Here is a 24,572-nt window from a genome sequence, read left to right as displayed (position 1 = left end):
TGAAATTGCACTGACAACCCCTCAGGAACACCCGGCTCTAACGGAATTAGCGGTTCACGAGTCGGGCGCCGCTTCCGCTCCCGGCTCGCGCAGGGTTCGCAGGAGGAGCCAGCCGAGGGCGGGCAGCGCGATCAGCGGCGCGAGGGCCACCCGCAGGGAGGCGGCGTCCGCGACGGCTCCGATCAGCGGGCTCGCCAGGCCGCCGATGCTCACGGTAAGCCCCAGCGTCACACCGCTCGCCGTGCCCATGCGGCGCGGCAGATAGTCCTGGCCGAGCGTGATGTGCAGGGAGAACGGCACGTACAGGCCGGCCGAGACAAGCACGACGAAGACGTACAGCAGCGGTCCGGGGACGAGGACGACGCCCGCCACCGCGAGAACCGTCGAGGCGTACGACCACCGGACGACCGGGATGCGTCCGTACCGCGCGGCGAGCCGCCCGCCCGCGACGGTGCCGACCGCGCCGCCGACGTAGAGCACGAACAGCGCGACGGTACCGGCGGCCGCACCGCCGCCGGTGCGCTCTCGCACGTACAGCGCGATGAACGTGCTCAGCCCGGTGAAGACGATCGAGCGGCAGACGACGGCGCCGGACAGCTTGATGAAGGACGGCCAGTCGTCCTCGGCGACCGGGGCGGGTGCACCCTTCGGGGCCTGGGGTGCTCCCTCGGCGGCGGCCTCCCGCGCCCTGACGCGCCGCAGCGCGGCCACGCACAGGACGGCCCCCGCGAGGGCGGGGACGACCAGGAGCGGCGACGCGCGAAGACCGCCCGTCGCGATCACGGCCGAGACCAGCAGGGGCGCGGTCGCGAAGCCGACGTTGCCGCCGAGCGAAAACCAGCTCATGGCCGTGTGGCTGCCCCGGCTCGCCTGCCGCGCCACCCGCGCCGCCTCCGGGTGGTAGGCGGCGACGCCGATGCCGGACACGGCGACGGCCAGCAGGGTCAGCGCGTAGTTCCCGCCGACCCCCGCGAGGGCGACCCCCGCACCGCCCACCAGCGTGCTCACCGGCAGCAGCCACGGCATGGCCCACTTGTCGGTGAGCGCTCCGAACAGCGGCTGCACCACGGAGGAGAGCAGCGAGGCCGCGAGCACGATGCCGGACGCGGCGGCATAGGTATAGGCACGCTCGGCGACGAAGAACGGGACGAGGGCGGCGACCGCACCCTGATAGATGTCCACACAGGCGTGGCCGAGGGAGAGGAGGGGGATGGGGCCGGGGCGGGCGCGAGGGTCGGCGCGGCCGCGGACGACGTGGCGGGGCGGACGGGACGCCTTGACGCGGGGGGTGCGTGGAGGCCGTGCGTACTGACGCGAGGCTGAGGGCTGGTTCGTCGACACCGCCTCATCCTCGCCACGCCCCCAGCTGGCCCGCTTCCGATAAAGTGCCAACCTGTGCCGAAGATCCGCCATACCTCTCTAAGCAGCGGTGGCACCTCCCCGTCCATCCGTCACACCCCCCAAGCCCCCACCGTCACCCGGGAACTCGCCCCCGGGGAGCGCATCGACGCGCACCGTCACGACGACCACCAGATCATCTACGCGGGCTCCGGCGTCGTCGCCGTCACCACCGACGCGGGCACCTGGTTCGCACCCGGCACCCGGGCCATCTGGGTGCCCGCGGGATGCGTCCACGCGCACCGCGCCCACGGCCACCTCGCCCTGCACCTGCTCGGCCTGCCCGCGGGCACGAACCCGCTCGACCTCGACTCCCCCACCGTCCTCGCCGTCAGCCCGCTCCTGCGCGAACTGATCCTCGCCTGCACCCGCGCCCCGCACGACGAATCCCCGGAGCGCCGCCGGCTGCGCGCCGTGCTCCTCGATCAGCTGCGGGCGTCACCGCAGCAGCCCGTGCAGCTGCCCACCCCCACCGATCCCCGCCTCGTCGCCGTCTGCGACCTCCTGCACGGCGACCCCGCCGACCCGCGCGGCCTGGCCGCTCTCGCCGCTGCGGCGGGGGCGGGCGAACGCACCCTGAGCAGGCTCTTCCGCCGGGAGCTCGGGATGACGTTTCCCCAGTGGCGCACCCAACTGCGTCTCTATCACGCGCTGCGCATGCTGGCCGACGGCATGCCGGTCACCACGGTCGCGCACCGCTGCGGCTGGTCGTCCACCAGCGCGTTCATCGACGTATTCCGCCGCGCCTACGGATACACGCCCGGCGCGCATCAGCGCCGCGACTGACTCCCCGCCCTCCCTTCCGGCCAATGCGGTCAACTCCCTTGTTGTGTCGCACCCTTGGCAGCACCAGTGCCATGTGAAATATTACTGCCGTGCTCACGAGACACCCGTCCGGACAGCCGGACCTCATCATCGTGGGGGCGGGCGTCGTCGGCGCCGCGTGCGCCTACTACGCCGCCCGTGCCGGACTCGACGTCACCGTCATCGACCGCGGCCCCGTCGCGGGCGGCACCACCGGAGCGGGCGAGGGCAACCTCCTCGTCTCGGACAAGGAGCCGGGCCCCGAGCTCGAACTGGCTCTGTTCTCCGCCCAGTTGTGGCGAGAACTCGCAGCCGAACTTCCCTCGCGCGTCGAGTACGAGGCGAAAGGCGGCCTGGTCGTCGCCTCGACCGGGCCGGGGCTCGCCGCACTGCGGGACTTCGCCGCCGCGCAGACACAGGCGGGCGTCGAGGCGGCCGAGGTCCCCGCCGACCGCCTCGCCGACTTCGAACCGCACCTCGCGCCCGGCCTCGCGGGTGGCTTCCACTACCCGCAGGACGCCCAGGTGCAGCCCGCCCTCGCCGCCGCGCACCTGCTGCGAGCGGCGACCGACGCCGGACGCCTCACCCTGCGGCTCGGCGAGGAGGTCACCGCGGTCCTGACCGGCACGAAGGGTGAGGTGCGGGGCGTACGGACACAGCGAGGGGAGGTGCGGGCGCCGCACGTGCTCAACGCCGGCGGCACGTGGGGCGGTGAACTGGCCCGCCTGGCGGGCGTGGAACTGCCGGTGCTCCCTCGCCGCGGCTTCGTCCTCGTCACCGAACCGCTGCCGCGCGTGGTGCGCCACAAGGTGTACTCCGCGGAGTACGTCGCCGATGTCGCCAGCGGTTCGGCGGCGCTGCAGACCTCCGCCGTGGTGGAGGGCACTCCGGCGGGTCCGGTGCTGATCGGGGCGAGCCGGGAGCGGGTGGGTTTCGACCGGACGCTGTCGGTGGAGGTCCTGCGGCGACTCGCGGCGCAGGCGGTCGGCCTGTTCCCCGCCCTCGCCGCGGTGCGGGCGATCCGGACGTACGCGGGGTTCCGCCCCTACCTTCCGGACCATCTCCCGGCGATCGGCCCGGACCCACGCGTTCCCGGCCTGCTGCACGCGTGCGGCCATGAGGGCGCGGGCATCGGCCTGGCTCCGGCGACCGGGGCGCTGATCGCGGCGATGCTGGTGGGGGCTGAACTCCCCGTGTCGGCCCGTCCGTTCGCCCCGGCACGCTTCGCGCGCGAGGGCTCAGCAGAGATCCTGTCCAAGGCCGCCGAGAGGGGACACCCACATGACGTATGACGACCGGAACCCGGCCGAACTCGTCGGAGTTCCCCCTGGAACCGCCTTCACGATCACCTTCGACGGCCTTCAACTCGCCGCACTCCCCGGCCAGTCCATTGCCGCCGCGCTCTGGACCGCGGGGATCCTCTCCTGGCGGACCACGCGCGTCGACGGCCGGCCGCGCGGGGCGTTCTGCGGCATCGGCCAGTGCCACGACTGCCTCGCGACCGTCAACGGCCGGCCCAACAGACGAGCGTGCCTGGTCACCGCACGCCCCGGCGACACGGTCACCACCCAGGAAGGGAACGGTCATGCCGGACTCGACAGCTGAGGCCACCGCGGCGCCGAAAGGCCCGCCCCTGCACGACCTCGCGGTGCTGGGCGCCGGGCCCGCGGGCCTCGCCGGCGCGGTGACGGCAGCGGAACACGGCCTGTCCGTCGTCCTGTTGGACTCGGCGCCCCAGCCGGGCGGCCAGTTCTACCGACATCCTCCGGCGGCCACCCGCGCCGCACGCCCCCAAGCCCTGCATCACGACTGGTCCACCTTCGCCGACCTGCGCGACCGCCTGGCGGCGAGTGACGCCACCCGCCTCTTCGGCCATCACGTCTGGACGGTCACGCGTGAGGCCGAGGACCACTGGACGGTCCACGCCCTCACGGGCGGGGAGGACGGGGCGGGTGACGCGGAGCAGCTTCCAGTGGTCGTCCGGTCCCGCGCGCTCCTGCTCGCGACCGGCTCGTACGAACGCCATCTCCCCTTCCCCGGCTGGACCTTGCCCGGCGTGGTGGGCGCGGGCGGCGCCCAGGCCATGCTCAAGTCGGGCGTTGCCCTGCCCGGCCGGCGCGTGGTCGTCGCGGGCAGCGGCCCCCTGCTGCTCGCGGTGGCCGCGTCGCTCACCGCGGCCGGGGCGGAGGTACCCGAACTGATCGAGGCCTCCGGATACCTCGGCTACGCCCGCCACCCGGCCGTACTCGCCGCCCAGCCTCACAAGTTGGCGGAAGCCGCGCTCCACGGCACGAGTCTTCTCCGCCACAAGGTGCGCCTGCGCACCCGCCACGCGGTGACCGAGGCGCACGGCACGGACCGGCTCGAGGCGGTGACCGTCTCCCGCCTCGACCGCGACTGGCGGCCGGTGCCGGGCACGGGCCGCCGCATCGCCTGCGACGCGCTGGCCGTCGGTCACGGCCTGGTCCCCCAGATTGACCTGGCGACCGCCCTGGGCTGCGCGACCCGCCGCACCACCGACGGCACGCACGCCCTGCGGCTGTCCCCGCTTCAGGAGACGTCACTGCGCGGCCTGTGGTCGGCGGGCGAGACATCGGGAATCGGCGGCGCACAAGCCGCCCTTGCCGAGGGCGAGTTGGCCGCTCTGGCCATCACGGCCCGGCTCACCGGACGCCGTCCCGCGCCGACCTCACGTCTGCGCGCCCTGCGCCGTCGCCGCGACCGCGCGAACGCCTTCGCCGACGTCATGGCCGCAGCGCACGCGCCGGGCCCCGGCTGGACCGGGTGGCTCTCCGACGACACGGACGTGTGCCGCTGCGAGGAGGTCCCGGCGGGCCGGATCCGCGAGGCCGTCACGGAGTACGGCGCCCGTGACGCACGCACCGTGAAGCTCCTGACGCGGGCGGGCATGGGCTGGTGCCAGGGCCGCATGTGCGGCTGGACGACGACCTGCCTCACATCGTCACCACCGCCGCCTTCCCCGGCACCCCACCCTCACCGCCCTCACCACCCACCGGCCCTTCCCACATCCCCCGACCGCCGCCTGCTCGCGACGCCCGTGCCGCTCGGCGTCCTCGCGGCCCTCCCGGAGGACCCCGACTCGTCCGCCTCCCCTCCCCACCCGAGCGAAGGACAGCCCTCATGACCACCACCGCCTGGACCGCCGACCGCCCCTGGCGCGGCATCATGGTCGCCACCGCGCTCCCCCTGCGCGAGGACCTCTCCATCGACTACGACGCCTACGCCGAGCACGTCAGCCACCTCATCGGCAACGGCTGCGACGGCGTCGTCCCCAACGGCTCCCTCGGCGAGTACCAGACCCTCACCGACGACGAGCGCGCCCGCGTCGTCCGTACCGCCGTGGCGGCCGCCGGCGACGGGGCCCGCGTCATGCCCGGCGTCGCCGCCTACGGCAGTGCCGAGTCCCGCCGCTGGGCCGACCAGGCCGCGGAGGCGGGCTGCGGCTCCGTGCTCCTCCTCCCGCCGAACACCTACCGCGCCGACGAGCCCGCCGTACGCGCCCACTACGCCGAGGTCGCCGAGGCGGGCCTGCCCGTGGTCGCGTACAACAATCCGTTCGACACCAGGGTCGACCTGACCCCGGACCTGCTGGCCGCGCTGCACGGCGACGGCACCGTCGTGGCGGTGAAGGAGTTCACCGGGGACGTCCGCAGGGCGTACGAGATCGCCGAAGTCGCCCCGGAGCTCGACCTGCTGATCGGCGCCGACGACGTCCTGCTCGAACTCGCGCTCGCGGGCGCGGTCGGCTGGATCGCCGGCTACCCGAACGCCTTCCCCGCCACCTGCGTGGAGCTCTACGACGCCGCCTGCGCCGGGGACCTGGACACGGCACTGCCCCTCTACCGGTCGCTGCACCCGCTCCTGCGCCAGGACTCCAAGACGGAGTTCGTGCAGGCCATCAAGCTCTCGATGGACATCGTGGGCCGTCGCGGCGGCCCGACCCGCCCGCCACGCTCGCCGCTGTCCGGCGCCACGGAGGCGCTGGTGCGGTCGGCCACGGAGAAGGCGATGGCAGCAGGCCACCGCTGACCCCTTCCCCTCCCCCTGCCCGCACCCGCTCCGCCATGAGAACCGGAAGGGACCCATGCGCACCCGTCACGTCTTCCACGCCGTCGACTCGCACACCGAAGGGATGCCCACGCGCGTGATCACCGGCGGCGTGGGAGTGCTCCCCGGCGCCACCATGGCCGACCGAAGGCTCCACTTCATCGAGCACCTGGACCACCTCCGCACCCTCCTGATGTACGAGCCGCGCGGCCACTCCGCGATGAGCGGCGCGATCCTCCAGCCCCCGACCCGCCCGGACGCCGACTACGGAGTCCTCTACGTCGAGGTGTCCGGGCTCCTCCCCATGTGCGGCCACGGCACCATCGGCGTGGCCACGGTCCTGGTGGAGACCGGCATGGTCCGGGTCACCGAGCCGGTCACGACGGTGCGCCTCGACACCCCGGCGGGCCTCGTCTCCGTGGACGTACGGGTGAGCGACGGCGCGGCCACGTCGGCGACGCTCACCAACGTTCCGGCGTTCTGTGTCGCCCTGGACCGCAAGGTCGAGGTGCCGGGGCACGGCACGGTGACGTACGACATGGCCTACGGCGGCAACTTCTACGCGTTCGTCCACCTCGACGCGCTGGGCCTGCCGTTCGACCGCTCGCGCAAGGACGACCTGCTGGCGGCGGGCCTCGCCGTCATGGACGCCATCAACGCGTCGCCGGACCGCCCGGCCCACCCCGAGCAGCCGGAGATCGCCGGGGTGAAGCACGTCTATCTGGCCGCGCCCGGCTCGGACGCGCGCCGCTCGCGGCATGCCATGGCGATCCACCCGGGCTGGTTCGACCGCTCGCCGTGCGGGACGGGCACGTCCGCGCGCATGGCACAACTGCACGCCCGCGGCGAGCTGCCGCTGGACCGCGACTTCGTCAACGAGTCCTTCATCGGCACGGAGTTCACCGGGCGGCTGGTGGCGGAGACGGAGGTGGCGGGCCTGCCCGCGGTCGTCCCCCGGATCACCGGGCGGGCCTGGATCACCGGCACCGCCCAGTACTTCCTCGACCCGGACGACCCTTTCCCGGCGGGCTTCCTGCTCTGAGTCCTGCCTGAGCCCCGCCTGCCTGAGCCCTCCCCGGCATCTCTCGGGACCCCAACTTGCCACGTGACATTGTACTTTGGTGATCCGCGCGGGCGCGGGGACCACCGGAGGGGACACCATGGGGCACCTGAAGCAGAAGAACCTCATCACCGCCAGGGAGCGGCTGCGCGACCAGGTCGGCCACGCCCTGCGCGCCGCCCTGATCTCCGGCGAACTGCGCCCCGGCGAGATCTACTCCGCGCCCGGCCTCGCCGAGGACTTCGGCATCTCGGCGACGCCGGTGCGCGAGGCGATGCTCGACCTGGCCAGGGAGGGCCTGGTCGAGCCGGTCCGCAACAAGGGCTTCCGGGTCACCGAGGTCAACGAGCGCGACCTCGACCAGTACACGGAGATCCGCGGCCTGATCGAGGTCCCCATGATCGGCCGGATCACCCGCACCGCGGCCCGCGAGGACCTGGAGGTGCTGCGCCCGGTCGCCGAGGAGATCGTGCGGGCCGCCCGCGACCACGACCTCATCGGCTATCTGGAGGCCGACCGCCGCTTCCACCTCTCGCTCCTCGCCCTCTCGGGCAACGACCGGCTGGTCGAAACGGTCGGCGACCTCCGCAAGCGCTCACGCCTCTACGGCCTGACGACCCTCGACGAACGCGACCAGCTGACCCCGTCGGCCGAGGAGCACATCGAACTCCTCGACCTGATGCTGTCGGGTGACGCCGAGGCCGCGGAGAAGTGCATGGCCCGGCATCTCGGCCACGTGCGGTCGCTGTGGGCCGAGAACGCCGATCGGCCGTGAGGTGTGGTTGAAGGTCACCGCCCCACGGCGCAGGCGTCCCCGTTGAGCAGGAAGCGCGGCGGTGGTGAGCTGTCTCCGGTGTGGTCGGCGAGATAGCCGAGAGTGACGCGCCCGCCCGGTGGGATGTCGGCGTTGTACGGGGCGTTGGCGGCCGTGACGGTGTTGCTTCCCTGGGTCAGGTCGGTGCCCCAGTCGGAGACGACGGTCTGGCCGAGGGCGAGGGGGAACTCCAGCCGCCAGCCGTTCACGGGGGTGGCGCCCGTGTTGGTGATGGTGAGGTCGACCTTCGTGCCCGTCCCCCAGCTCTGCACGGTCCGGTCCACGCGGCAGGTGGGTTCCTCCCGTGCGAGCGAGAGGCGGTGCAGGCCGCCGGGCAGGTCGTTGACCATGTAGAGCTCCCCGTCGACGGTGGCGCCGATCGACGTGACCTGGGTGGGCAGCTCGCCGATCTCCGCCTGCTCGTAGCCGCCGCTGCCGTCGGGGCGCAGCGCCCAGACGGTCGAGGAGCAGTAGTCGGTGGCGAGATACGTGCCGTCGGCCAGGTCGGCGTACTTCTTGCCGCGGTAGACGTGGCCGCCGATGACCGAACACCCGCCCGTGTACGGCGAGTACGTGAACACCGGCTCGGTGTACCGCTCACCCGGGGTGCAGTCGCCGCCCTCGAACCGTTCCAACCCTTCGTAGCAGGACCAGCCGAGGTTGAGCCCGCCGCGGCCCGGGGCGATGTGGTCGATCTCCTCCCAGCGGCCCTGGCCGACGTCGCCGATCCACAGCGAGCCGTCGGCCCGGTCGAAGGAGAACCGCCACGGGTTGCGCAGCCCGTAGAGCCAGATCTCCGGGCGGGCGCCGGGGACGTCGACGAAGGGGTTGTCGTCGGGGACGCAGTAGGCGCGCTCTCCGCACGTGCGGTTCACGTCGACGCGCAGGATCTTGCCGAGCAGTGTGTCCAGCCGCTGCCCTGCGCGCAGGGGGTCCGCCGAACCGCCGCCGTCGCCGATGCTCCAGTAGAGGTGCCCGTCGGGGCCGAAGGCGAGCTGGCCGCCGTTGTGGTTGCTGTACTCGGCGTGCTCCTGGGAGAGCAGGGGCTCCAGCCGGGCGCCGTCGAGCCGGTAGCGGGCGAGGGTGACCGCGCCGTCGGGCAGGGCCGTGTACGCGAGGTACAGCTGCCGGCTGGTGGCGAAGTCGGGCGGGACGGCGATGCCCAGCAGGCCGCGTTCGTTGCCCGACTCGTCCACGGAGGACTTGATGTCGAGGAGGGGGGTGGGGGCCAGGCCGGTGTCGGGGTGGTAGACGCGGACGGTGCCGGACTTCTCGGTGACGAAGAGCCGTCCGGTGCCGTCGTCGGGGGCGGCGAGGGCGGTGGGCCGTCTCAGTCCGGAGGCGACCTGCGTGGTGGTGGCGTGCAGCGAGGTCAGAGGGACGTCCGGAGCCCTTCCGGTCGAAGGCGCGCCGGACGCCGTGGCGCGCGGGGTCGCGGCGGCGGACGGCGGGGTGACGAGGGTGCTCAGGAGGAGGGCGAGGAGGACGAGGGGAAGGCAGAGGGGGAAGGAGAGGGAAAAGAAGAGGGGGACGGGGCGGGCGGGGCAGGCGGGGCGGGCGGGGCCGGTCCGGCGGCTTCGGGGCATGTCGGCTCCAGGGGGCGAGGCGCTGGGCGGGTGGTGCACCCGGGGGGGGAAGGGAGGGGGCAGCCGGCCGAGCCGGACGCTTCCCGCCGGGCGTGGCACTGCCCGGCGGGACGGTACTCGGCCGGTGCGTCAGCCGAAGTCGACGTCACTGCACAGGAAGTACGTCTGGTCCATGTGCGACGCCTGCCAGATCGTGTACACCACGTGGCGGCCGCTGTAGCCGGAGGTGCTCACGGGGATCGAGTAGTTCTGGCTCGGCCCGTACTTGCCGGTGCGGGCGACCAGTTCGAGGTCGCTCCAGCGCAGGGGCTGGGTGACGGGGTCGTAGCCCTGCCTGCTGACATAGACCTCGAAGTAGTCCGCGCCGTGGCTGGCCTGGTCGTACAGCTTGACGGTGAAGTCGTCGGCGAGGGCGGTGGTCCGCCACGCGCCGGGGGTGTCCAGCGCGTTGTAGCGTCCGCCCTCGGTCCGGCCGCCGCTGCACAGCTGGCCGTCCGGGACAACCGCCCGGAAGTTGCCGCCGGAGCCGTTGCGGTACAGGCCGTTCCAGTTCCACATGGCGTTGGGGTCGGCCCGCCACGCCTGCCAGCACATGGGGTCCTGCTGGGCCATCGCCGGGTTGAGGTGATCGCTGCCCCAGCGCTGCCAGCAGCCGTAGTTGCGCGTCGCCGGGTCGACGACGGAACCGTGTGCCACCGCGGTCCCGCTCCAGGGGACCAGGCTGAGCAGCAGTGCGACCAGGGCGCTGAAGGCGAGCGTCAGGCCGCGTCTCGTACCGGGGAGATGAAAATGACGATCCATCGGGCTCCTGCTTCCTGTGGGGGTGCGTCGGATGAGACGTGGGGGGGTGACGTATGGGGTGGTGACGTGCGGGGTGGCGCGTGGGAGCGCTCCCGCGAAACAATTTGCGGGCGTGGTAACACGGCGACAACAGGCGAATGCGCCACATGCGCGCGGTAGTTGACGCGGCTAGCAGAGGGAGCCGGGGGGCGGCCCGGTGGCTCGTCCGGCGGCGGTCGTTCCGCCCGAACGCCGGGCGTACGGCACGCGGCGTGCGTGCTGCAAGAGCCGGGGTCAGGGGTCGGTTCACCGGCTGTCGCGGTCCCCTCCCCGCACCGCGCGGCACAGTGCTCGCACCGGTTGATGGGCGCCGGTTCCGCGTGCAGCACCATCCCCCCCAGGCGGGCGCGAGTGCGCTCCGGGCCAGGCGCGTGCCGCGAGAACCGGTCGGCGCGTCCGGGCGCCCGGCGCGCTCTGTGGCGTCGTACCTGCTCACTCGGGTCGGTCGGCCGTCGGCTCAGGGTGTCGGATCGCGCCCGCGAAGTCCTCCCGCGGCCCCGCCGGGAGGCCGACGGCCGGGCCCGCCCGCCGGATGGCCACTTTCGCTCGCTGCGGGCAGGGTTACGTTTTCCGCCGGGCGCCTGGGTGCCTGGGCGCCTGGGCGCCTGGGCGCCTGTACGGGGACACGGATTTCGTTCGACGGATCGGCGCCTACAGGGTTGTCATGGCCTCGCCGGACTCTTACAGTCCGGCTGTGAGCGGGTGGGAGCGCTCCCACCTCCCGGAAGACGGAAACGCTCCCGCAGTCGGAAAGATGCCCCCTCGGAGAGAGGCTCCCTCATGCGCGCATCACCGCATCGCCTCCGCACCGTACGTGCCCTGTCGGGCGCGTTGTTCACCGCTCTCACCACGGTGGCGGCGCTCCTCGTGGCCGGCACCCCGGCCCAGGCCGACACCACGATCTGCGAACCCTTCGGAACCACCGTGATCCAGGGACGCTACGTCGTCCAGAACAACCGCTGGGGCACCAGCGCCACCCAGTGCGTCACCGCCACCGGCACCGGCTTCCGGATCGCCCGGGCCGACGGTTCGGTGCCCACCAACGGCGCCCCCAAGTCGTACCCGTCGATCTTCAACGGCTGCCACTACACCGTCTGTTCGCCGGGGACCAGGCTCCCCGCGCAGCTCAGCACGGTCTCCAGCGCGCCCAGCAGCATCTCGTACGGCTATGTGTCGGGCGCCGTGTTCAACGCCTCGTACGACATCTGGCTGGACCCGACGCCTCGCACCGACGGCGTCAACCGGACCGAGATCATGATCTGGTTCAACCGGGTCGGCCCGATCCAGCCCATCGGCTCCCGGGTCGGCACCGCCTCTGTCGGCGGGCGCACCTGGGAGGTCTGGACCGGCAGCAACGGCGCCAACGACGTGATCTCTTTCGTCGCCCCGTCGACGATCACGAGCTGGAGCTTCGACGTCATGGACTTCGTCGACCAGGCAGTCGCCCGGGGCATGGCGCAGCGCAACTGGTACCTGACAAGCGTGCAGGCCGGCTTCGAGCCGTGGCAGAACGGCGCCGGGCTGTCGGTGAACTCCTTCTCCTCCGCCGTGAACATCGGCGGCTGACCCCGCGCGGACCCGGTGACTCCGCCGACCCCGGCGCCGAAGAGGAGTTGCCCCTCCACCCACACCCCATCCCCATCCAGGAGCGCACATGCCCGACCCGACCAGACGTACGATCACCCGGCCCCGCAGACCCCACCGCAAGCGATCGGCCGTCCTGGCCGCTGCCTTGAGCACCCTGCTGCTGGGAGCGGCGGTCCAGGTGGCCGCGCCCCCGGCGTCGGCGGCGGAGCCGCACGTCGACAACCCGTTCGCCGACGCGTCGTTCTACGTCAACCCGGACTATGCCCGCCTCGTCGAAGGGTCCATCGGCAAGACCACCGACGCGGCGCTCAAGTCCAAGATGGAGCAGGTCAAGAACGCTCCGACGGCCGTCTGGCTGGACCGGATCGCCGCCATCCACGGCGGCGACGCCAACGGAGGCCGCAAGAGCCTCGCCGACCACCTCGACCTGGCGCTCGCGCAGAAGAAGCCGGGCCGGCCGCTCGTCGCCTCGTTCGTGGTGTACGACCTGCCGGGCCGCGACTGCGCCGCCCTCGCCTCCAACGGTGAACTCCCGCTCACCTACAAGGGTTTGGCGCGCTACAAGGCCGAGTACATCGACGAGATCGCCAAGGTCTTCGCCAGACCCAAGTACCGGGACATCCGCATCACCGCGGTCATCGAGCCGGACGGCCTGCCGAACCTGGTCACCAACCTCTCGGACCCGGAGTGCGCCCGGGCCAAGAGCAGCGGCATCCAGGTGGCCGCCACCCGGTACGCCCTGAACAAGCTGCACGCCATCCGGAACGTGTACACGTACATGGACGCCGGCCACTCCGGCTGGCTCGGCTGGGAGACCAACCTCGCCCAGACCGCCGAGCTGTACACGGACGTCGTCAAAGGCACGAAGGCCGGTCTGCGCAGCGTGGACGGTCTGATCACGAACGTCTCCAACTACACGCCCCTCACCGAGCCGTTCCTCCCCGACCCGGACAAGACGGTCGGCGGCAACATGATCAAGTCGGGCACGTTCTACGGGTGGAACCCGAACTTCGACGAGTCGGACTTCACCAAGGCCCTGCACACCGCGCTGGTCGCCAAGGGCTGGCCCGCTTCCACCGGGATGGCCGTCGACACCTCCCGCAACGGCTGGGGCGGCAGCGCCCGCCCGACCGCCGAGGGGACGAGCACCGTACTCGACACCTACGTCAGCCAGTCCAAGGTGGACCGCCGCGCCCACCGCGGCCTGTGGTGCAACGTCGACGGCGCGGGGCTCGGCCGGCTCCCGCAGGCCGTGCCCGCCGACTCCCCGGACTCGCACCTCGACGCGTTCCTGTGGGTCAAGCCGCCGGGGGAATCGGACGGGGCGAGCAAGGACATCCCGAACGACGAGGGCAAGCGTCCGGACCCGATGTGCGACCCGGACCACACAGCGCCCGGCGCGGGCGGCAACCCGACCGGCGCCATGCCCGACGCGCCGCTGGCCGGGCACTGGTTCCACGATCAGTTCTCCATGCTCGTACGCAACGCCCACCCCGCCGTACCCACCGACGGCCCCTAGGAGACGGACGATGACTCGAAGCAAGAGACGACCACTGTCCTTACTGGCGGTGCTGGCCACCCTGCTCAGCGGGCTCGGTCTGGTCCTGGTCGGCCAGAACAGCGCGCAGGCGCACGGCGTGACGATGACGCCCGGATCGCGGACGTACCTCTGCTACCTGGACGCCAAGACCAGCACCGGCACGCTCGACCCGACGAACCCGGCGTGCAAGGCGGCGCTCGCGGAGAGCGGCGCGAACGCGCTGTACAACTGGTTCGCCGTGCTCGACTCCAACGCGGGCGGGCGCGGTCCCGGCTACGTCCCGGACGGCAAGCTGTGCAGCGCCGGCGACCGCTCCCCGTACAACTTCACCGGCTACAACGCCGCCCGCGCCGACTGGCCCCGGACACACCTCACCTCCGGAGCGACGATCAAGATCAAGCACAGCAACTGGGCGGCGCACCCGGGCGACTTCCGCGTGTACATCTCCAAGCCCGGCTACTCGCCCACGAAGCCGCTGGGCTGGGGCGACCTGGAACTCGTCCAGACCGTCACCGACCCGCCGCAGTCCGGTTCCGTGGGAAGCGAGTCCGGTCACTACTACTGGGATCTGAAGCTGCCCTCGGGCCGCTCCGGTGACGCGATGATGTTCATCCAGTGGGTGCGGTCGGACAGCCAGGAGAACTTCTTCTCCTGCTCCGACATCGTCTTCGACGGAGGCAACGGCGAGGTGACCGGCATCCGCGACGGCGCGGGAGGCCCCTCCCCCACCCCGACACCCACACCGACGCCGACCCCGAGCGATCCGCACACCGGGTGCATGGCCCTGTACAAGGTGACGAACTCCTGGGACGGCGGCTTCCAGGGTTCCGTCGAGGTGATGAACCACAACACCACCGCGCGCAACGGATGGGCCGTGCGCTGGCAGCCGGGCGCCGGCACCAAGATCGACCAGGTCTGGAACGGCACGCTCAGCCCGGGCTCCGACGGCACGGTCACGGTCAAGAACGTCGACCACAACCGCACCATCCCACCGGACGGCACCGTGACGTTCGGCTTCACCGCCACCTCGACCGGCAACAACCTGCCGACCGGCTCGATCACCTGCGTGAATCCGTAGCGTCCCGCCTCGCCCCCGCGGAACCTCACGGAAACCCTTACGGAAACGACGAATCCCCACGGTTCGTGAAGAACCGTGGGGATTCGATTGATCCATTTGTGTCCGAGGGGGGACTTGAACCCCCACGCCCGATAAAGGGCACTAGCACCTCAAGCTAGCGCGTCTGCCATTCCGCCACCCGGACCAGGTGTCTGCCGCCCTGGGGTGTTCCCCGCGGCGACATGGACAACAATACCAAGGTTTCGGAGTGCCTTTCACCTGCGTATCCGTCCGCCGACCGCGGTATGCACGGTGACGCGCACCACCCCGCCTAGAGTCTCACCATGAGTGACGGATCGATTACCGGGGGCACCGGCGGGCTCGGCGACGTGCAGGCCCGCCGCCCCCGGATGCTCTCTCCCTTGCGTGAGCACCTGCGGGACACCATGTGGTTCGCGCCGACCGCGGGGCTCGTGGGCGCCATGTTCCTGTGGTGGGCCGCGTCGGAGCTGGACATGGAGATCGTCGCGTCGTTGCGGGACGGGGGTGACTACGACGCGATCAAGGAGCTGATGGGGATCGCCGACGACGCCAAGGCGGTGATCAGCACCATCGGCAGCGCCATGATGACGTTCATCGGTGTCGTCTTCAGCATCTCGCTCGTGGCCGTGCAGATGGCCAGCGGGCAGTTCAGCCCGCGGGTGGTGCGGCTGTACGTCCGGTCCCGCATCACCAAGATCACGCTGACCGTGTTCCTCGCGACGTTCCTCTTCTCCCTCCTGACCCTCACCTCCTTCGACAGCGAGCGGGACCCCCGCCTCCTGACGAGCGTGCCGCTGGTGGAGTCGGTGCTGGCGATGGTGATGGTGCTGCTGAGCCTGCTGCTGTTCGTGGCGTATGTGAACGGGACGGTACGGATGATGCGCATCGGTTTCGTCATCGACCGGATCGCCCGCGAGTCGTTCCGGGTCGCCGTGAAGCAGCCCACGGAGCTTCCGGTGGACACGGAGCGGCTCGGGCCCGAGACCGCCCGGGTCACGCATCACGGCAGGGCGGGCGTGCTGCGGGACGTGAACATCGCGCGGGCCGTGCGGGCGGCCCGACGACAAGGGGTCGTGCTGCGGCTGATCCCTCGGATCGGGGACTTCGTCGTGCCAGGGACGCCCGTGTTCACGGTGCACGGCGGCGCGGCGCCCTCGCGGCGGGCGCTCGCCTACACCGTGTCCGTGGGGGTGGAGCGGACCTTCCACCAGGATCTCGGTTTCGGTCTGCGGCAGCTGTCCGACATCGCGCTGCGGGCCCTGTCGCCCGCGGTGAACGATCCGACGACCGCCGTGCAGGCCCTGGACCGCATCGTGCAGTTCCTCGCGTCGATCGCCCCGCACCCGCTCGGCGCGCTCGGGCACCGCGACCGCCGCGGGGTGCTACGGCTGGTCCAGTCGGTACCGGACTGGACCGCCCTCGTCGACCTCGGGTTCGCGGAGATCAGGGGGAACGCGGTCGGCAACCCCCAGGTGACCCGGCGCATGCTGGCCGGGCTCGACGATCTGCTGCTGCTCGTCCCCGAGGAGCGGCGCGCACCACTGCTGCGGCACCGGGAGCTCCTCGCACAGGCCGTGGAGCGCTCGGTGCCGGAGGCGGCGGACCGTGCGTTCGCCCTGCGGCCGGACCGGCAGGGCATTGGGTGAACCGGGCAGGACCGGATCTCTCTCTCCCCCCCCCCCGCGGCCAGCAGGGCGGAGCACTGGCGCGGATGTGCAGCAGGGACACGTACTCATCTATGCCAAGTGCTGAGCCCTGGCCGATTGCTGCGCCCTCGCCGATTGCTGCGCCGGGCGGCCCGCCAGGAGGTCGGCCCCGAGGGAGGTGACACGGTGGACGACCGCGTTCGCCCGACGCTGGCTGGTGATGAGGCCCGCTCTGCGCAGGACGGTGAGGTGTTGGCTGGCGGAGGAGACGAGGATGTCGGCGAGCTCGGCGAGCTGGCTGGTGTTGCCGCCCTGCGCGGCGGCTTCGAGGACGGCGGCGCGGCTGTGGCCCAGAAGTCCGGTGAGGTGGTCCGACCGGTCGTGGGCGGGTGTGGCCGCAGGGATGCGGACGGCGACCGGGTAGACCAGGACTGGAGTGGTGTCCTGGCATACCAGGGTGATCGGGAGACCGTGGCAGAAGTAGGACGGTACGAGGAGCAGACCCCGCCCCTCCAGGCGCAGTTCGCGGTCCGTCGGGTAGGTGACGTCCAGGGTCGGTGCGCGCCAGCGCAACAGCGGTGAGAGGTCGGCCAGCAGGGTTTCCGTGCCGCCGTTCACCATCAGGTCGCTCGCGCGGGCGTGTTCGCGGGCGACGCTTTCGTGAACAGCCGCGCGGAACGGGGCGACGGCTATGTCGTGGTGGTGGCGCAGGGCCTGTTCCAGGCGGCGTACGGCTGTCGCGTCGCCCGTGGTGAGGGCGCGGACATACGGGGCGGAGCGGGTGCGTAAGGGCAGGAGGGCAAGGTCTTCGCGCAGTCGCATGGCCGAGGTGCACAGCACCGGTTCCAGTGCCTCGGAGAAGTCGGGTGAAGTGCCGTACGGAGTGAGGAAGTCCGGGAAGTAGCCGCGCGGTGGGATGAGGTGCCGCAGGAGTCCGGTCCCAGGCGCGGGACGGGCCGCCACGGCACCGAGCCACTGCGCGCCCGCCAGCCCCTGTGGACGGCGTTCCAGCCAGTGCACGCTGAGGGCGGTCTCCCACATCAGCGCGGGTGCGCGGGCCAGCCGGACGCGTCCGAGGTCGGCGGCGGTCATGCGGATACGCAGCATGTCGTTCCCCCTGAAGCCCTTCCCCGTCGCCCCGATGGTCAGTCGGAGCAGGGGGCCTTGCCACGCTTCCTTCCCTGCCGCGCGAGATTCATCACCTTGGTTCGCGTACCGCTTTGCCCGCGGGCGGTTTCCGCTCTCGCTCTGCCCACGAGGGCATGCCGCTCCGCCCGCGAACCGTGGGGGTGGTGTTTCAGAGGGAGTTGAAAGGGGTGCGCCCCGGGCGGACGTCTCGGCATAGTCGCGCACAGTCCGTCCTCTCACGGAGATCCGAGGAGATTCGTCCGATGCGTATCAAACGACTGCTGCTGTCCGTGATCGCGGTGCCGGCGCTGATCGCCGGAGGTGTCCTCACCGGGGGCACCGCCCAGGCGTCGCCCCCGGCGAAGGACACCGCGGCGGTCCAGTGGCACCGGCTTCCTGCCGCGCCCGCCGCCTCGCAGGGGCCCGCCTTACGGGCCACCGCCCCGTCGACCGCCCCGGCCGCCGGGTACATGGAATACAGCCCGGGCTCGGTCGCCCCCTGTTCGCGGGGTGTTCTCTGCGCGGCCGTGTGGAACCCCGTCACCAGTAAGTGGCGCCAGTTCAACCTGTCGGCGTGCAACCTGTACAACGTGTTCTACTGGCAGGGCAACGGCAGTTACTTCGACAACCAGACCGGCGGCGTACGGTCGTACTTCTACGGCCAGAGCGGAAATGTGCTGCACTCGTTCACGCCGGACGCCAGGCAACACGCGTACAACTGGGACCAGGTGTACTCGGTCCGCAACTGCTGACCACCTCACCCCCCACGGGGCCGCTCGGGACACCGAAGCACCGCTCACGGTGCCCGGGCAGGCACCCCTTGGTCGTCCCCGGACCGCAGTCCGCTGAAGCCGTTCATCCAGCGTGTCGAAGGCCATCGCAACAAGGAGAACGTCGGCGTCCACCACCTCCGCGAAAATGGGTCGAGTACTGGGTGCTCCCGCTGCGCGAAGCCACTCAGGGCACCCACGCCACCACGGCGACTCCAGCCCTTACAGCGCGGGCTGCCGTGCTCGCCAGTGCCGTTGCTCGGGGCGCGCGTCAACGTGGTAGCCGGCCAGCTGCCGGGCACGGCGGCCGCGCCCCCGCAGGCTCGGGGACGCTCCAGCCCTGGCCATCAGGTTGCACGAGGGCGTAACGGGGAGGCTAGCGAGGTGCCGCGAGTACGTCCCGAAGGACGTCCTCGAGCGTGACGCGGGCCAGCTCGCCTCTCAGGGTCTCCTCGATGCCCTCATAGATGCCCTGCATAGCCGGCTGAATGCCGTGGCCCACCACGCATCCCTGGTCCGGAGTGGTGCGGTGCATCGCGAACAGCGGGCCGGGTTCCACTGCCTCGTACACGTCGAGCAGGGTCATCGCCTCCAGCTCGCGCGCCAGCGACCAGCCCGCGCCCACGCCCCGCCGGGACTCCACGAGCCCGGCCTTGCGCAGCTCGCCGAGCAGCCGCCTGATCACCACGGGGTTGGTGTTCGCGCTGGTCGCGATCTGCTCGGAGGTGGCGACCTCATGGCCCTGGCGCTGATAGAGACCGATCCAGGCCAGCGCATGGGCGGCGATGGTCAGCCTGCTGTTGGCACTCATGTGCCCCTCCTCTCGGCCGCAACGCTTTATGTTACGACAACGCAGTCGTAACAGTGAAGGTTGCAACAGTCAGTCGTAACAATTAACGTTGCGACTGCCGGGAAGTGCCAATCAACGAGGTGAGAAGAATGAGCAAGCCACTCACGGGCAAGGTCGCCCTGGTCACCGGGGGGTCGCGGGGACTGGGAGCCGCGACCGTACGACTGCTGGCCGAGCAGGGCGCCGACGTCGCCTTCACCTACGTCAGCTCCGAGAAGCAGGCGCAGGCCGTCGTCGACGAGGTGCACGGCAAGGGAGCCAAGGCCGTCGCCTTCCAGTCCGACCAGGCGGACACGAGCCGGGCGCCGGCACTGATCGACGACGTGGTCGCGCACTTCGGCGGCTTGGACATCCTCGTCAACAACGCGGCCATCTCCGTGGCTGGCACGGTGGACGACCCGGACGCCGACACCGCCGCCCTGGACCGGATGCACGCCACCAACTACCTCGGCGTGATCGCCGTCATCCGGGCCGCCTCCCGAGTGCTGCGCACGGGCGGCCGCATCATCACGGTGAGTTCCGGACTGGGCTCCCGGGTCGGCGCCCCCGGCCTTGCCGACTACTCGGCGACCAAGTCCGGCATCGAGAGGTACACCATGGGCGTCGCACGCGACCTCGGGCCCCGGAACATCACGGCCAACGTCGTGGAGGCCGGGCTGATGGAGGGCGGCATGCAACCGCCGAACCCCGACACCCTCAAGGCCCTGGTCAGCTCGCTGTCCCTGCAACGCATGGGGCACCCCGACGAAATCGCCGCGGCGATCGCCTTCCTGGCGAGCCCCGCCGCGTCATACATCACGGGCGCGGTGCTGGACGCCCACGGCGGCTACAACGCCTGAACCCGAACCCCTGCCCCGCGCTCCGGGCAACTCCCTCTTGCTGAACCTGGACATTGCGAGTCAGGAGCGGCTCTCATGCGTCGGCGTTTGCGATGGAGCTGCCGCCTTCCGTGGCGTACTCACACTCAGGCCGTGAGCGCCGGGACCGTGTTGGCCTATGACGCCGCCAACGCCCCGCACCCCGAGCCGGAGGTGCGCATCGCCGTGCTCCTGCTCACCCTGTGGGCCGCACGCGCAGACATCGGGAAGCTCACCGGACAGGACCTCTCCGGCTGGCTCGAGGGCGACGCCGAGTGGGTGCTCGAGCAGCTCGACGCGGTGCGCACCGAAGGGCGTACGTCGCTGACCGCCCCCGAGAGCAAGGTGATCGCGGACGCCTACGGAATCGCCGTATCGGCCGAAGAGTTCGCGTCCGACGTCGACGAGGCCGTGGCGCACGCCGCACGCTTCGACGGGCCCGTCGTCCTGAAGATCGTCTCTCTCCCCCCGACATCCTGCACAAGACGGAGGCGGGTGGCGTGGTGGTCGGTGTCGAGGGCGCCGTCGAGGTGCGGGCGGCTTTCCACCAGGTCGTCGAGAACGCCCGCGCGTACGCGCCCGGCGCCCGTATCGACGGCGTCCAGGTGCAGGAGCTGCTTCCCGCCGGCCCCTCGGTGAGGAGATGTCGTGACGTGACCACGCATGGAGGGGGCCCTCCCGCAGTCGGACGAGAGGGCCCCTCCATGTAGGCATGCGGTCAGTCGCCGCAGCGGCCGGTGCGCAGTGAGTGCAGGTGCTCGCTGGACTTGCGCGCGAAGGCGTAGGACTCCGCCGGGTTGTCGTGCTCGGTCTGCCAGTGGTGGTAGCGCTTGCCGTGGTGGGTGCGTGCGGTCACCTTGGACAGGAACTTCTTGTAGTCGATGTCGCCGTCGCCGACGTCCGTCATGCGGTAGCCGTCGCGCGTGGTCTCGTCGCGGATGCCGTCCTTGACGTGGAACAACGGGTATCGGTGGGGCTGCTTGAGTACGTAGTCGAGCGGGTCGAAGGGGGCGGGGGTGCCGTCGGGCCGCTTGCCGAACCGGAACTGGGCGCTGTAGGCCCAGTAGATGTCCATCTCCAGGTACACGAAGTCGGGGTCGGTCTCGGCGAGCAGCACGTCGTAGAGGCGGACCTTCGGCTTGTCGGTGGCGAAGGAGAACTCTTCGGCGTGGTTGTGCTGGTAGAACTTCATGCCGCGCTTGCGGGCCGCTTCGCCGTACGTGTTGAAGTCCTCCGCCGCACGTTTCCAGGCGTCGACGGTGGTGCCGTAACGGAAGGGTCCCGACGCGGTGCCGATGTGCTTCAGGCCGAGGGCCTCGGCGTCGTCGAGGACCTTGGTGAGGTTCTGCGCGAACGTGTACGCGTTGGGGTTGTTGTCGGCGTAGTAGCCGACGTGGGAGCCGATGGGACGCAGACCGTGGTCCCGCGCCAGCGCCTTCAGCTGGGCGAGTGTGATGGCGCCTGCCGAACCCTGGGTGTAGCCGGCGAATTCGATCTCGTCGTACCCGTACTTCTCCAACTCCGCGAAGACGGGGGCGAATCCGAAGGTGGAGACCTTGTCGCGGAGGCTGTAGAGCTGAATGCCGAGCCGGCCGGGCGGCAGGACGGGGCGCCCGCGGCCCTTCCCCGAGCCGGCCGGCGCGGTCGAGCCGGTCGAGCCGGTCGAGCCGCTTGAAGCGGTCGGGCCGGTCGACGCTGCGGCCGTCGGTGCGGCCGTGCCGACGAGGGCCGCGGCGGTCGCACCGGCGGCCACACCGAGCATGCCGCGTCGGCTGAGTCTGCGGGCGAGTTCAGGATCGGAACCGGGGTCGGTGGAGGATGGCTTACGGATCATGCGGTTCTCCTCGGCTGGCTCGGGGTCGCGTCAGGGATGGGTTCGAAGAATGGATCGGGGATCACTGAGGGTCGGACCCTGATGGCAGGGCCCGAGCCTTCTGGTTCAGTGGAGATCAAGCAGATTCAGCGGCGCGGACAGGCGGTCGTCACCGCAGGCCCGCGAGGTCGAGCAGGAGCGATTTCACATCGGTGGCCGCGACGCGGCCGCTGACAGCGCGGGGGGTGGAGCACAGAATGAGCGGACTTTCGTCCTCGCTCGTGGGGAGGCGGCCATGGCTGCCGCGAATAGGTGACGGGGCCAGGGGCACGACCGCCATGCGGTAGCGCATGCCGAGCTTCTTGCGGGCCAGCGCGCCCGCGGCCTTGACGCGGACGTAGGGGTCCTCGGGGTCCATGAAGAGCTCGACGGGGTCGTAGCCGGGTTTGCGATGGATCTCGACGAGCTGCGCGAAGTCGGGCGCGCGGGCGTCGTCGAGCCAGTAGTAGTACGTGAACCAGGCATCCGGCTCCGCGACGGCGACGAGTTCACCGGAGCGGGGATGGTCCAGGTGGTGCGCCTTCTTTCCCTCGTCGTCGAGGAGCTGCTCGATGCCGGGGACGTCCTTGAGGGCGGCGCGCGTGGCGTCGAGGTCTTCCGGGCGACGGACGTAGACGTGGGCGATCTGGTGGTCGGCGACGGCGAAGGCTCGGGACGCCATCGGGTCGAGGTACTCCATGCCGTCCTGGGTGTGTACCTCCAGCAGGCCCGCGCGGCGCAGTGTCCGGTTGATGTCGACGGGCCGGTTCACCCGGGTGATGCCGTACTCAGAGAGCGCGACGACAGTGCGGCCCTCTGCTTTCGCATCGTCCAGGAGCGGGGCGAGGGTCGCGTCCAGGTCGGCGGCCGCCTGGAGGGAGCGCGGGTCGTCGGGGCCGAAGCGCTGCAGGTCGTAGTCGAGGTGAGGGAGGTAGCACAGGGCCAGGTCGGGGTGGCGGGTGTCGATGATGTGCCGGGTGGCGTCCACGATCCAGCGGCTGGACACGATGTCCGCGCCGGGCCCCCAGAAGTGGAAGAGGGGGAACGTGCCGAGTTTCTCGGTGAGTTCGTCGTGGAGGGCCGGTGGCCGGGTGTAGCAGTCGGGTTCTTTGCGGCCGTCGGCGTAGTAGACGGGCCGGGGGGTGACGGTGAAGTCGGTGTCGGCGCCCATGGCATACCACCAGCAGATGTTGGCGACGGTGTAGCCGGGATGAGCGCGGCGGGCGGCGTCCCACAGTTTGTCCCCGGCGACGAGGCCGTTGTGCTGACGCCACAGGAGTACGTCGCCGAGTTCCCGGAAGTACCAGCCGTTGCCGACGATGCCGTGCTCGGCGGGGGTGGTGCCGGTGAGGAAGGTGGACTGGGCGGCGCAGGTGACCGCGGGCAGGACGGTGCCGAGCGGTGCTCGGGACCCGGACTGGCCGAGCGTTTTGAGGCGGGGCATGTGGTCGAGGAGGCGCGGGGTGAGGCCGACGACGTCAAGAACCAGCAAGGGGGTCGGGGTCATGGGAGTTCCTTGAGGCCGAGGTCGGTCAGGAGGTCGCGGGCGAGGGCGAGTTCGGCGGCGATGCCCTCGGCGAGCTGCGGGCGGCCGCGCGGGCGCAGTGCCGGCGGGAGGGCCTGCCAGGTGTAGGTCTCGACCTCGAGGTGGCGGGTGAGGGGGACGGAGCCGCCGACGAGCCGGGTCAGGACGTCCTGGAGCACGGGGAGCGTGGAGGTCAGCGGCGGGGCGGGAGCGGCGTGCAGGGGGACGTGGAAGTGGGCGCGCCAGGGCGCCGTGTCGGGCAGGGCGTCCTTGGTGAGTGCTTCGCCGAGGTCGTCGGTGCCGCGCAGGCCGGTGCCGGTCAGGGTTCGGGTCTGGTGGAGGAAGCGGGGTTCGTCGAAGGCGGCGAGTGCCTCGCGTACGTCGGGGAGGTGGGGGTGTTCGGCATGGAGCGCGGCGGACAGCTGCGACTTGACGACGGGGATGCCCGCGGCTGCGAGAGCGTCGAGGGCGTCACCCGGGTCCTCGAAGGAGGTGGCGAGGTGGCAGGTGTCGACGCAGACACCGATGCGGTCGTGGCCGACCGCGGTGAGCGGGGCGATGGCGTCGGCGGTGGTCTCGACGGTGCAGCCGGGTTCCGGTTCGAGGCCGATGCGGATGGAGCGGCCGGTCAGTTCGGCGAGGGCGTCGAGGCGTTGCGCGAGCGCGGTGAGGGCCGTGCGGGCGGCCTCGGCACGGAGGTCGTCGAAGGGGGTGCGCCAGGCGATCGGCAGGGTGGAGATGGTGCCTTCGGTGACGTCGTCGGGGAGCAGGGCGGCGAGCAGCCGGGCCAGGTCGGTGGTGTGGGTGAGGCGCTCCGGGTCGGTCCAGTCCGGCTTGTACACGCGGTACTTGACCTGTTCGGCGCCGAAGCCCTCATAGGGGAAGCCGTTGAGCGTGACGACTTCGAGGCCGCGCCGGTCGAGTTCGGTGCGCAGGCCGCGCAGCGCGGCGGGGTCGGTGACGAGAGCGTGGGCGGCGTCCTTGGCGAGCCACAGACCGATGCCGATGCGGTCCCTGCCGAGCCGTTTGCGCACGGGCTCGCAGTGGTCACGGAGCTGGGCGAGCACGCCGTCGAGGGTCTCGGCGGGGTGGACGTTCGTGCAGTAGGCGAGGTGGACGGTGGAGCCGTCGGGGTGCCGGAAGCGCAT

The 24,572-nt window shown here is 71.3% G+C and carries 20 protein-coding genes, 1 tRNA gene and 2 pseudogenes; 14 read left to right on the top strand and 9 right to left on the bottom strand.

The genetic code is table 11. The annotated features are described in order from the left end of the window. Nucleotides 1-54 precede the first annotated feature (54 nt). A complete protein-coding gene (locus ACZ7LU_RS04920; RefSeq protein WP_471916479.1) occupies nt 55-1,212 on the bottom strand; it encodes an MFS transporter in 1,158 nt (385 codons plus the stop codon). A gap of 183 nt (nt 1,213-1,395) precedes the next feature. On the opposite strand from ACZ7LU_RS04920, the gene ACZ7LU_RS04915 reads away from it, so the two are divergent. From ACZ7LU_RS04915 to ACZ7LU_RS04885, 7 genes are all read left to right on the top strand, one after another. Next, a complete protein-coding gene (locus tag ACZ7LU_RS04915) occupies nt 1,396-2,184 on the top strand; it encodes an AraC family transcriptional regulator (protein ID WP_471915713.1) in 789 nt (262 codons plus the stop codon). Nucleotides 2,185-2,273: 89 nt separating this feature from the next. Beyond that, complete coding sequence (locus tag ACZ7LU_RS04910; RefSeq protein ID WP_470982300.1) at nt 2,274-3,494, top strand: NAD(P)/FAD-dependent oxidoreductase; 1,221 nt, start codon at nt 2,274-2,276, stop codon at nt 3,492-3,494. Next, complete coding sequence (locus ACZ7LU_RS04905) at nt 3,484-3,807, top strand: (2Fe-2S)-binding protein (RefSeq protein ID WP_470982302.1); 324 nt, start codon at nt 3,484-3,486, stop codon at nt 3,805-3,807. Before ACZ7LU_RS04910 ends, ACZ7LU_RS04905 begins: the two co-directional genes overlap by 11 nt. Then, entirely contained in the window at nt 3,788-5,347 is a 1,560-nt protein-coding gene (locus ACZ7LU_RS04900; protein WP_471915712.1) for an FAD/NAD(P)-dependent oxidoreductase, read from the top strand. The genes ACZ7LU_RS04905 and ACZ7LU_RS04900 overlap by 20 nt, the downstream gene beginning before the upstream one ends. After that, entirely contained in the window at nt 5,344-6,252 is a 909-nt protein-coding gene (locus ACZ7LU_RS04895; protein WP_471915711.1) for a dihydrodipicolinate synthase family protein, read from the top strand. Before ACZ7LU_RS04900 ends, ACZ7LU_RS04895 begins: the two co-directional genes overlap by 4 nt. 55 nt (nt 6,253-6,307) lie before the next feature. After that, entirely contained in the window at nt 6,308-7,312 is a 1,005-nt protein-coding gene (locus ACZ7LU_RS04890; protein WP_468712492.1) for a proline racemase family protein, read from the top strand. Between the two features lie 118 nt (nt 7,313-7,430). Further along, nucleotides 7,431-8,105, top strand: a complete 675-nt coding sequence (locus ACZ7LU_RS04885; protein WP_471915710.1) for a GntR family transcriptional regulator — start codon at nt 7,431-7,433, stop codon at nt 8,103-8,105. A gap of 14 nt (nt 8,106-8,119) precedes the next feature. On the opposite strand, the gene ACZ7LU_RS04880 is transcribed toward ACZ7LU_RS04885, so the two are convergent. Then, nucleotides 8,120-9,730, bottom strand: a complete 1,611-nt coding sequence (locus ACZ7LU_RS04880; RefSeq protein WP_471915709.1) for a PQQ-dependent sugar dehydrogenase — start codon at nt 9,728-9,730, stop codon at nt 8,120-8,122. 129 nt (nt 9,731-9,859) lie between these two features. Further along, nucleotides 9,860-10,531, bottom strand: coding sequence for a lytic polysaccharide monooxygenase auxiliary activity family 9 protein (locus tag ACZ7LU_RS04875; RefSeq protein ID WP_468086177.1), 672 nt, complete (start codon nt 10,529-10,531; stop codon nt 9,860-9,862). A gap of 819 nt (nt 10,532-11,350) precedes the next feature. Between ACZ7LU_RS04875 and ACZ7LU_RS04870 the strand changes: the two are divergent. The 3 genes and pseudogenes from ACZ7LU_RS04870 to ACZ7LU_RS04860 all read left to right on the top strand — a co-directional run. Beyond that, a pseudogene (locus tag ACZ7LU_RS04870) lies at nt 11,351-12,133 on the top strand (GH12 family glycosyl hydrolase domain-containing protein); the annotation flags it as partial. Between the two features lie 91 nt (nt 12,134-12,224). Then, nucleotides 12,225-13,676, top strand: a complete 1,452-nt coding sequence (locus ACZ7LU_RS04865) for a glycoside hydrolase family 6 protein (protein WP_471915708.1) — start codon at nt 12,225-12,227, stop codon at nt 13,674-13,676. A gap of 10 nt (nt 13,677-13,686) precedes the next feature. After that, nucleotides 13,687-14,775 (top strand): lytic polysaccharide monooxygenase, encoded by a 1,089-nt coding sequence (locus tag ACZ7LU_RS04860; protein ID WP_471915707.1) that lies wholly within the window; start codon nt 13,687-13,689, stop codon nt 14,773-14,775. A gap of 99 nt (nt 14,776-14,874) precedes the next feature. Here the strand turns inward: ACZ7LU_RS04860 and ACZ7LU_RS04855 are convergent. Further along, nucleotides 14,875-14,959 (bottom strand) — tRNA-Leu (locus ACZ7LU_RS04855). 139 nt (nt 14,960-15,098) lie between these two features. Here ACZ7LU_RS04855 and ACZ7LU_RS04850 point away from each other — a divergent pair. Beyond that, on the top strand, nt 15,099-16,442 hold the full coding sequence (locus tag ACZ7LU_RS04850) for a DUF2254 domain-containing protein (RefSeq protein ID WP_471915706.1): 1,344 nt from the start codon (nt 15,099-15,101) through the stop codon (nt 16,440-16,442). A gap of 90 nt (nt 16,443-16,532) precedes the next feature. Here ACZ7LU_RS04850 and ACZ7LU_RS04845 read toward each other — a convergent pair whose 3' ends face one another. Continuing rightward, entirely contained in the window at nt 16,533-17,549 is a 1,017-nt protein-coding gene (locus ACZ7LU_RS04845; protein ID WP_471915705.1) for an ArsR/SmtB family transcription factor, read from the bottom strand. Between the two features lie 284 nt (nt 17,550-17,833). Between ACZ7LU_RS04845 and ACZ7LU_RS04840 the strand changes: the two genes are divergently transcribed. Then, the gene (locus ACZ7LU_RS04840) at nt 17,834-18,322 is read left to right on the top strand and encodes a hypothetical protein (protein WP_471915704.1); all 489 of its coding nucleotides are present in this window, start codon (nt 17,834-17,836) and stop codon (nt 18,320-18,322) included. A 394-nt stretch (nt 18,323-18,716) separates the two neighbouring features. On the opposite strand, the gene ACZ7LU_RS04835 is transcribed toward ACZ7LU_RS04840, so the two are convergent. After that, the gene (locus ACZ7LU_RS04835) at nt 18,717-19,151 is read right to left on the bottom strand and encodes an Rrf2 family transcriptional regulator (protein WP_471111435.1); all 435 of its coding nucleotides are present in this window, start codon (nt 19,149-19,151) and stop codon (nt 18,717-18,719) included. Between the two features lie 128 nt (nt 19,152-19,279). Between ACZ7LU_RS04835 and ACZ7LU_RS04830 the strand changes: the two genes are divergently transcribed. Further along, nucleotides 19,280-20,029, top strand: a complete 750-nt coding sequence (locus ACZ7LU_RS04830; RefSeq protein WP_471915703.1) for an SDR family NAD(P)-dependent oxidoreductase — start codon at nt 19,280-19,282, stop codon at nt 20,027-20,029. 297 nt (nt 20,030-20,326) lie between these two features. Beyond that, a pseudogene (locus ACZ7LU_RS04825) lies at nt 20,327-20,685 on the top strand (acetate--CoA ligase family protein); the annotation flags it as partial. Nucleotides 20,686-20,765: 80 nt separating this feature from the next. On the opposite strand, the gene ACZ7LU_RS04820 reads toward ACZ7LU_RS04825, so the two are convergent. From ACZ7LU_RS04820 to eboE, 3 genes are all read right to left on the bottom strand, one after another. Further along, nucleotides 20,766-21,881: a sugar phosphate isomerase/epimerase family protein gene (locus tag ACZ7LU_RS04820; protein WP_471915702.1), complete on the bottom strand. Its 1,116-nt coding sequence runs from the start codon at nt 21,879-21,881 to the stop codon at nt 20,766-20,768. A gap of 148 nt (nt 21,882-22,029) precedes the next feature. Then, nucleotides 22,030-23,406, bottom strand: coding sequence for a nucleotide pyrophosphatase/phosphodiesterase family protein (locus tag ACZ7LU_RS04815; RefSeq protein WP_471915701.1), 1,377 nt, complete (start codon nt 23,404-23,406; stop codon nt 22,030-22,032). Then, on the bottom strand, nt 23,403-24,572 hold the full coding sequence (gene eboE, locus ACZ7LU_RS04810; protein WP_471915700.1) for a metabolite traffic protein EboE: 1,170 nt from the start codon (nt 24,570-24,572) through the stop codon (nt 23,403-23,405). The genes ACZ7LU_RS04815 and eboE overlap by 4 nt, the downstream gene beginning before the upstream one ends.

It is taken from the genome of Streptomyces sp. NPDC039462 (assembly GCF_055639375.1).
The sequence above is the reverse complement of the archived record's forward strand: the minus strand, read 5'-3'. Positions and strand labels throughout refer to the sequence as shown.

Coding starts and splice junctions, on each gene's coding strand:
- ACZ7LU_RS04905 (WP_470982302.1), top strand. CDS start 3,484: ATGACGTATGACGACCGGAACCCGGCCGAACTCGTCGGAGTTCCCCCT.
- ACZ7LU_RS04900 (WP_471915712.1), top strand. CDS start 3,788: ATGCCGGACTCGACAGCTGAGGCCACCGCGGCGCCGAAAGGCCCGCCC.
- ACZ7LU_RS04895 (WP_471915711.1), top strand. CDS start 5,344: ATGACCACCACCGCCTGGACCGCCGACCGCCCCTGGCGCGGCATCATG.
- ACZ7LU_RS04890 (WP_468712492.1), top strand. CDS start 6,308: ATGCGCACCCGTCACGTCTTCCACGCCGTCGACTCGCACACCGAAGGG.
- ACZ7LU_RS04885 (WP_471915710.1), top strand. CDS start 7,431: ATGGGGCACCTGAAGCAGAAGAACCTCATCACCGCCAGGGAGCGGCTG.
- ACZ7LU_RS04880 (WP_471915709.1), bottom strand. CDS start 9,730: ATGCCCCGAAGCCGCCGGACCGGCCCCGCCCGCCCCGCCTGCCCCGCC.
- ACZ7LU_RS04875 (WP_468086177.1), bottom strand. CDS start 10,531: ATGGATCGTCATTTTCATCTCCCCGGTACGAGACGCGGCCTGACGCTC.
- ACZ7LU_RS04865 (WP_471915708.1), top strand. CDS start 12,225: ATGCCCGACCCGACCAGACGTACGATCACCCGGCCCCGCAGACCCCAC.
- ACZ7LU_RS04860 (WP_471915707.1), top strand. CDS start 13,687: ATGACTCGAAGCAAGAGACGACCACTGTCCTTACTGGCGGTGCTGGCC.
- ACZ7LU_RS04850 (WP_471915706.1), top strand. CDS start 15,099: ATGAGTGACGGATCGATTACCGGGGGCACCGGCGGGCTCGGCGACGTG.
- ACZ7LU_RS04845 (WP_471915705.1), bottom strand. CDS start 17,549: ATGCTGCGTATCCGCATGACCGCCGCCGACCTCGGACGCGTCCGGCTG.
- ACZ7LU_RS04840 (WP_471915704.1), top strand. CDS start 17,834: ATGCGTATCAAACGACTGCTGCTGTCCGTGATCGCGGTGCCGGCGCTG.
- ACZ7LU_RS04835 (WP_471111435.1), bottom strand. CDS start 19,151: ATGAGTGCCAACAGCAGGCTGACCATCGCCGCCCATGCGCTGGCCTGG.
- ACZ7LU_RS04830 (WP_471915703.1), top strand. CDS start 19,280: ATGAGCAAGCCACTCACGGGCAAGGTCGCCCTGGTCACCGGGGGGTCG.
- ACZ7LU_RS04820 (WP_471915702.1), bottom strand. CDS start 21,881: ATGATCCGTAAGCCATCCTCCACCGACCCCGGTTCCGATCCTGAACTC.
- ACZ7LU_RS04815 (WP_471915701.1), bottom strand. CDS start 23,406: ATGACCCCGACCCCCTTGCTGGTTCTTGACGTCGTCGGCCTCACCCCG.
- eboE (WP_471915700.1), bottom strand. CDS start 24,572: ATGCGCTTCCGGCACCCCGACGGCTCCACCGTCCACCTCGCCTACTGC.